Origin of the sequence: Anaeromyxobacter sp. PSR-1 (genome assembly GCF_000964525.1) — a bacterium.
Lineage (GTDB): Bacteria > Myxococcota > Myxococcia > Myxococcales > Anaeromyxobacteraceae > Anaeromyxobacter.
In genome coordinates this window covers 1-6,929 of sequence record NZ_BAZG01000215.1, presented here as the reverse complement: position 1 = coordinate 6,929, position 6,929 = coordinate 1, and the positions used below count along the sequence as shown (strand labels likewise).

The following is a 6,929-nucleotide window of genomic DNA, read 5'->3' as shown; positions in this document are numbered from 1 at the left end:
CGTGCAGGCCGGGCGGGCCCTCGAGCGCGACGCGCACCGCCGGGCCGAGGCCGGCCGCGCGGAGCCGGGCGGCGATCCGCCGGAGCGCGGCCGCAGGGGACGGGGCGGCCAGCGAGGGCAGCGCGGCGGCCCGGCGCGACGGACGCAGCGCGGCGCACAGCTGCGCGAGCGGCGCGGCCGAGGCGCGGTCGCCGTGCAGCACGTCCTCGCGCGCGCCGTGGATCTCGGTGGCGCGCGACTGGGCGGCCTCGAGGAGCGCCGCGACGAGCGCCTCGTCGCGCCCGGGCCGGCAGGCGTAGCCGGCGGCGAGCGGCACGGGCCCGCCGGGATCCCCGAGGAGCGCGCCCGCCACGGGCAGCCCGAGCCCGCCCGCGCCGCGCCCGGCGGGCGTGAGATCGAGCAGGTGAACGCGCAGCCCGCGCGCCTCGAGCGACGCCGCCAGCGCCGCGGCGCGCGGGGCGGCGCCCGGCAGCCCGCGGGGATCGATCAGGCGCCGCGCCAGCTCACCCTCGGTGAAGCCCTCGGGGAGCGCCCGCGCCAGCTGGTCGCGCTCCGCCGCCTCGAGCAGCGCGTGCAGCGCGGCGCGGTCCGGGTCCGGGTGCGCGCCCATGCCGTTCGAGGTCCAGGTCAGCACGGCCGGCCCGAGCAGCGGGCCGCCGGGGGGAGGGCAGTACACCGCCTGCGCCGGCACCGCCATCGGCGCGCCGCCCTCGAGCGGCACGCCCTCGCACCAGGCGACGCGCAGCGCCTCCCAGGCCGGATCCGCGGCGCCGCCGGCCAGGGCGCCCGGCCCGATCACGGCGCCCTCGCCTAGGCGGGCGCGGAGCTCCGCCGCGGACGCCAGCGGCATGGGGCCGGGGCGCTCCGCCGCCCACAGCTCGGCCGCCTCGGCCAGCGCCCCCAGCGCGGCGTCCTCGAACCGCGAGCCCTTGCCGTTGGTGACCTGGAGCACGTGGCCGTCCGGGCGCACCGCGCTCGCCACCTCGACCCCGGTCCGGTCGAGGCCGGTGAGGCGGGCGACGCGTGTCACCCCGAGTGCATGCGTCAGCGTGCCGCGCCGTCCGTCCCGAAGGGGTCGAGGGATCCCGGCCATGCGCCCTTATATCCCGGGCCACCCCTCGCCCGCCCGCGGCGCGGGACCCCTTCTGCCCGAGGTGACATCGATGCCCGAGACGCCGGTCGACCTGGCCCTGGCCCACTACGAGAAGAACGCCGCGAACTACCTGGACGAGCTGAAGCGGCTGGTCCGCATCCCCAGCGTCTCGTTCCCGGGCTTCCCGGAGAACGAGGTGCGGCGCAGCGCCGAGGCCACCGCCGAGCTCCTGCGCCGGCGGGGCTTCGAGAAGGTCGAGGTGCTCGAGGTGGAGGGCGCGCACCCGTACGTCTTCGGCGAGCGCATCGAGGACCCCGCCGCGCCCACGCTGCTCCTGTACGCGCACCACGACGTGCAGCCGGCCGGCGAGGCGGAGGCCTGGAAGACCCCGCCGTTCGAGCCCACCGAGCGCGACGGCCGGCTGTGGGGCCGCGGCGCCGCCGACGACAAGGCCGGCATCATCGTGCACGCGGCGGCGGTGGACTCCTGGGTGCGCGGCGCGCGGCGCATGCCGCTCAACGTGAAGATCGTGGTCGAGGGCGAGGAGGAGATCGGCTCCGACCACCTGACCGCCTTCCTCACCCGCTACCGCTCGCGCCTCGACGCGGACGCGATGGTGCTCACCGACACCGGCAACGTGGACGCGGGCGTGCCGTCGATCACGGTGGCGCTCCGCGGCCTGGTGGTGCTCGAGGTCGAGGTCCGCGCGCTCGAGCAGAGCGTCCACTCCGGCATGTGGGGCGGCCCGGTGCCGGACCCCACCATGGCGCTCGCCAAGATGCTCGCCGCGCTGGTGGACGACGACGGGCGCATCACCATCCCCGGGATCCACGATCGCGTCCGCCCGCTCACCCGCGAGCAGCGCGAGGCCATCGCCGCGCTGCCGGTCACCGAGGAGGACATCCGGCGGCAGGCCCGGCTGCGGCCCGGCGTGCGGCTGCTGGGCGGCCGGCACCCGCTGGAGACGAACTGGTGGCAGCCCTCGCTGGCGGTGAACGCCATCCAGGCGTCCTCGCGCAAGGACGCGCGCAACATCATCAACGACGTGGCCTGGGCGCGCCTCGGCGTGCGCCTGGTCCCGGACATGGACCCGGTGGACGTGCGCGAGAAGCTCGTGGCGGCGCTGCACGCCGCCGCGCCCTGGGGCGTGGAGGTGAACGTCAAGCCGGACACCGCCGGCGCGCCCTGGATCACCGACCTCGGCCACCCGGCGTTCGACGCGGCGTTCCGGGCGCTGGAGAAGGGGTTCGGGCGCCCCGCCCTCGCCATCGGGTGCGGCGGGTCGATCGGGTTCGTGGAGCCGTTCGCCAAGGCGCTCGGCGGCGTCCCGGCCCTGCTCATCGGCGTCGAGGACCCGTCCTCCAACGCGCACTCGGAGAACGAGAGCCTGCTGCTCTCCGACTTCCAGAAGGCCATCCGGAGCGCGATCCACCTCTACGAGGAGCTGGCCGGCGCGCTCCGCCGGTAGCGCCCGCGCGCCCGGCCGGTGCGGCGCGCCGTCCGGCCCGCCGCGCCGCGGCGGGGATGCGGCTATGATGACCCGCCGCCTGCCGTGGCCGCCGCCCGCGCCCGGTGCGCACCCTGAGGAGAGCATGGCCCCACCGAGGAAAGCCGCCGCCGCCCGCACCGAGGAGGCGCGCGCGCTCGAGCGCGCCCGCGACCTGCCCAACGCCCGCACGGCGCTGGACGTGGACGCGCTCCGCCGCGCGTTCGCCGATCACCTCCAGTACTCGCAGGGCAAGGACGAGCACACCGCCACGCCGCTCGACCGCTACTTCGCGGTGGCCTACGCGGTGCGCGACCGGATGATGCGGCGGTGGATCCAGACGCAGCAGACCTACTACAAGGCCGACGCGAAGCGGGTCTACTACCTCTCGCTCGAGTTCCTGATGGGCAAGGCGCTCGAGAACAACCTGCTGAACCTCGGCATCTACGACAACATGCGGTCGGCCCTGAGCGACCTCGGGCTCGACCTGAACGCGCTGCTGGAGCAGGAGCCCGACGCCGGGCTGGGCAACGGCGGCCTGGGGCGGCTCGCCGCCTGCTTCCTCGACTCGCTCGCCACGCTGTCGATCCCCGCGTACGGCTACGGCATCCGCTACGAGTTCGGCATCTTCGACCAGGAGATCCGGAACGGCTACCAGGTGGAGCGCCCGGAGGAGTGGCTGCGCTTCGGCAGCGCGTGGGAGATCCCGCGCGGCGACGCCTGCGTGCCGGTCTCGTTCTACGGGCGCACCGAGCACGGCGTGGACGGGAAGGGCCGGCTCCAGGTGCGCTGGGCGGACGCGCGCCACGTGCTGGGCATGCCGTACGACGTGCCCATCACCGGGCACGGCAACCAGACCGTCAACACGCTGCGGCTGTGGCGCGCCCGCGCGTCGCAGGAGCTGGACCTCGCCGACTTCAACGCCGGCGACTACCTGTCGGCCGTCGAGGAGAAGGACCTCTCCGAGAACATCTCCAAGGTCCTCTACCCGAACGACCTCACCGTGATGGGCAAGGAGCTGCGCCTCCAGCAGCAGTACTTCTTCGTCTGCTGCTCCATCCACGACATCGTCAACCGCCACCTCAAGGTGCACGAGGGCTTCTCCGACTTCCCGGACAAGGTGGCGATCCAGATGAACGACACGCACCCGGCCATCGCGGTGGCCGAGCTGATGCGGGTGCTGGTGGACGAGCACGGGCTGGAGTGGGGCCAGGCCTGGGAGATCTGCGGCGGCACCTTCGGCTACACCAACCACACGCTCATGCCGGAGGCGCTGGAGAAGTGGTCGGTGGACCTGTTCGGCCGCGTGCTGCCGCGCCACCTCGAGATCGTCTTCGAGGTGAACCGGCGGTTCCTCGACGGCGTGCGCGCCGCGCGCAAGGCGGACGAGCCGGCGCTGCAGCGCATGAGCCTCATCGAGGAGGGGCCGGTCAAGCAGGTGCGGATGGCGAACCTGGCGGTGATCGGCTCGCACTCGGTGAACGGCGTGGCCGCGCTCCACACCGAGCTGCTGAAGCGCGAGCTGTTCCACGACTTCAACGCGCTCTGGCCGGAGCGGTTCAACAACAAGACCAACGGCGTGACGCCCCGGCGCTGGCTGCTGCAGGCGAACCCCGGGCTGGCGCGGTCCATCACCGAGGTCATCGGGCCGGGGTGGGTGACCGACGCCGCGCAGCTCCGCGGCCTCGAGCCGCTCGCCGAAGACGCGGGCTTCCGCCGCCTGTTCCGGGACGTGAAGCGCGACAACAAGGAGCGGCTCGCCGAGATCGTCCGCGCCGAGAACGGGATCTCGCTCGACCTCGACTCGATCTTCGACGTCCAGGTGAAGCGCATCCACGAGTACAAGCGGCAGCTGCTCGCCATCCTGCGGGTCGCGAGCGAGTACCTCCGGCTCAAGGAGGACCGCGGCTACGACCCGTACCCGCGCAGCTACCTGTTCGGCGGCAAGGCGGCGCCGGGCTACGCGATGGCGAAGTGGATCATCAAGCTCGTCGGCTCGGTGGCCGACGTGGTGAACCGCGACGTGGACGTCCGCGGCCGCATCGCGGTGGCGTTCCTGCGCAACTACCGGGTGTCGCTCGCCGAGCGCATCTTCCCGGCCGCCGAGGTGTCCGAGCAGATCTCCACGGCGGGCAAGGAGGCGTCCGGCACCGGCAACATGAAGTTCGCGCTGAACGGCGCGCTCACCGTGGGCACGCTCGACGGCGCGAACGTGGAGATCCGCGAGGAGGTGGGCGCGGAGAACTTCTTCCTGTTCGGCCTCACCGTGGAGGAGGTCGCGGCGCTGAAGAAGGGCGGCTACGACCCGTGGGAGTGGTACCGCAAGGACCGGCGCATCAAGCAGGTGCTGGACGCGCTCTCCTCGGGCACGTTCTCGCCCGGCGAGCCGGGGCTGTTCCGGCCGGTGGTCGAGTCGCTCCTCAACGGCGGGGACCCGTACCTCGTGCTGGCGGACTTCGCCGCCTACTGCGCGTGCCAGGAGCGGGTGGAGCAGGCGTACCGCGATCCGGACGGCTGGACCCGCAAGGCGATCCTCAACGTGGCGCGCGCCGGGAAGTTCTCGTCCGACCGGACGATCCACGAGTACGCGACCGAGATCTGGAAGGTGCCGCCGGTGCGGGTGGTGGAGTAGCGCGGCCGGTCCGCGGACCGCGCCAGCCGAACTCGGCCAGCTCCACGCGCCCCTGCGCGTCGAAGCGGACGCCCTCCGCCTCGAGCAGCGCGCGCTGCACCGCCGCGCCCATCGGATCGAGCAGGCTGATCCCGGCCCGCCCGCGCGGGCGCGCCCCCAGCACCCGCTGCCAGGGGACGGCGTGGCGGGTCCCGCGCAGCGCCGCCATCGCGTACCCGACCTGCCGGGCCGCGCCGGGCTTGCCGGCGGCGAGCGCCACCTGCCCGTAGGTCGCGACCCGGCCCCGCGGGATCCGCTTCACCACGCGATAGAACATCGCCCAGCCGGCCGGCTCCGCCATGCGCGGAGCCTACCACCGCGCCGGCCGCCGCCCGGGTCCCGCACGCGGCGTGCCGGCGCGGGCGTCCGATGCTAGGCTCGGGCCGCGGCGGCGCCGCGGGAGGTCACATGCACGGGGCGAGGTGGGGGGTCATCGCGGCGGTGCTGGCGGCGTCGGGCTGCTTCGACACCGAGCCCTGCCCGGCGCCGCTCGAGGCGTGCGGCGGCATCTGCTACGACCTGCGCACCGACCGGCTGCACTGCGGCGAGTGCGGCAACGCGTGCGGCGGCGGCGAGGTGTGCCTGAGCGGCGCCTGCGTGTCGGATCCCAACGCCGCCTGCGTGAGCCGGTCCGGCGGCGCGTTCGTGACCCTGGGCGTGTGCGGGGACACCGTGAAGGCGTGGATCGTCGCGCCCGACTTCATCAGCCGCGCCGAGGCGCTGGTCGCCGACCCCGCGTCGCCCGGCCCCTCCGTGCCGACGTTCGACCTCCGCGACGGGAGCGACTGCGACGCGCAGTGGAGCTGGAGCCCGTCCCCCGCGACCGCCCGGTTCGCGGACGGCGCCCCCACCTCGTGCAGCGCCTGCCCCAGCTCGGTCCAGGCGGATCCCGCGGGGTGGATCGCCCAGGTGGGCGTGTGGTGCCCGCCGGCGCGGGTCCTCGCGGTCCACAGGCAGTGAAGCGGGCCCCCGGCGGAACCCCAGGCCCGGCCTGGGTGTGGCTGCGGTAATTCGTCCTTCTCGCGCCCGCCCCGGCGCGCTAGCCTCCGGCGCATGACTCACGCGCGCTCCGTCGTCGTCGCCGTCGCGGCCGGCCTGCTGCTCGCCGGCTGCGGCTTCCAGTCCATCCCCCAGGCGGAGAACGCCGTCTCCGCGGCCTGGGCGGAGGTGGAGAACCAGTACCAGCGCCGCGCCGACCTCGTGCCCAACCTGGTCGAGACGGTGAAGGGCTACGCCTCGCACGAGCGCGAGACGCTCGAGGCGGTGATGGCGGCCCGGGCCCAGGCCACGCAGGTGCGCATCCCGGTGGACCAGCTCACGCCGGAGAACATGAAGAAGTTCGAGGGCGCGCAGGGCGCGCTGTCCTCGGCGCTGGGGCGGCTGCTCGCGGTCTCGGAGAACTACCCGCAGCTGAAGGCGAACGAGAACTTCCGCGACCTGCAGGCGCAGCTCGAGGGCACCGAGAACCGCATCTCGATCGCGCGCCGGCGCTACATCCAGGAGGTGCAGCGGTTCAACGATCTCGTGACCGTGCCGCCCACCAGCTGGACGAACGCGATGATGTACCACAAGCAGCCCAAGGCGCAGTTCACCGCCACCACGCAGGGGGCGGAGAAGGCGCCCGCGGTGAAGTTCTGATGGCGGTCGCCGCCGCCCCGGCCGGCCGCCGCCTGCGCGCG

The 6,929-nt window shown here is 74.3% G+C and carries 6 protein-coding genes; 4 read left to right on the top strand and 2 right to left on the bottom strand.

Features of this window, described 5'->3' with window-relative positions; genetic code table 11:
- Positions 1–1,093, bottom strand: a 1,093-nt coding sequence (locus PSR1_RS20505) for a YcaO-like family protein (protein ID WP_059439248.1), incomplete at its 3' end; no start/stop codon positions are given.
- Between the two features lie 70 nt (positions 1,094–1,163).
- On the opposite strand from PSR1_RS20505, the gene PSR1_RS20500 reads away from it, so the two are divergent.
- Positions 1,164–2,561, top strand: coding sequence for a M20/M25/M40 family metallo-hydrolase (locus tag PSR1_RS20500; RefSeq protein ID WP_059439247.1), 1,398 nt, complete (start codon positions 1,164–1,166; stop codon positions 2,559–2,561).
- Positions 2,562–2,685: 124 nt separating this feature from the next.
- The gene (locus PSR1_RS20495; protein WP_059439246.1) at positions 2,686–5,211 is read left to right on the top strand and encodes a glycogen/starch/alpha-glucan phosphorylase; all 2,526 of its coding nucleotides are present in this window, start codon (positions 2,686–2,688) and stop codon (positions 5,209–5,211) included.
- On the opposite strand, the gene PSR1_RS23590 is transcribed toward PSR1_RS20495, so the two are convergent.
- Entirely contained in the window at positions 5,114–5,551 is a 438-nt protein-coding gene (locus tag PSR1_RS23590) for an MGMT family protein (protein ID WP_082100325.1), read from the bottom strand. The two genes, PSR1_RS20495 and PSR1_RS23590, sit on opposite strands and share 98 nt — an antisense overlap.
- Positions 5,552–5,658: 107 nt before the next feature.
- Here PSR1_RS23590 and PSR1_RS20490 point away from each other — a divergent pair, with 107 nt between their 5' ends.
- Together PSR1_RS20490 and PSR1_RS20485 are read left to right on the top strand one after the other, a co-directional pair.
- The gene (locus PSR1_RS20490) at positions 5,659–6,210 is read left to right on the top strand and encodes a hypothetical protein (RefSeq protein ID WP_059439245.1); all 552 of its coding nucleotides are present in this window, start codon (positions 5,659–5,661) and stop codon (positions 6,208–6,210) included.
- 93 nt (positions 6,211–6,303) lie between these two features.
- On the top strand, positions 6,304–6,888 hold the full coding sequence (locus PSR1_RS20485) for a LemA family protein (RefSeq protein ID WP_059439244.1): 585 nt from the start codon (positions 6,304–6,306) through the stop codon (positions 6,886–6,888).
- Positions 6,889–6,929 lie beyond the last annotated feature (41 nt).

Bases quoted from the DNA above. Each gene is read 5' to 3' on its own strand.
- PSR1_RS20500 (WP_059439247.1), top strand. From the start codon at position 1,164: ATGCCCGAGACGCCGGTCGACCTGGCCCTGGCCCACTACGAGAAGAAC.
- PSR1_RS20495 (WP_059439246.1), top strand. From the start codon at position 2,686: ATGGCCCCACCGAGGAAAGCCGCCGCCGCCCGCACCGAGGAGGCGCGC.
- PSR1_RS23590 (WP_082100325.1), bottom strand. From the start codon at position 5,551: ATGGCGGAGCCGGCCGGCTGGGCGATGTTCTATCGCGTGGTGAAGCGG.
- PSR1_RS20490 (WP_059439245.1), top strand. From the start codon at position 5,659: ATGCACGGGGCGAGGTGGGGGGTCATCGCGGCGGTGCTGGCGGCGTCG.
- PSR1_RS20485 (WP_059439244.1), top strand. From the start codon at position 6,304: ATGACTCACGCGCGCTCCGTCGTCGTCGCCGTCGCGGCCGGCCTGCTG.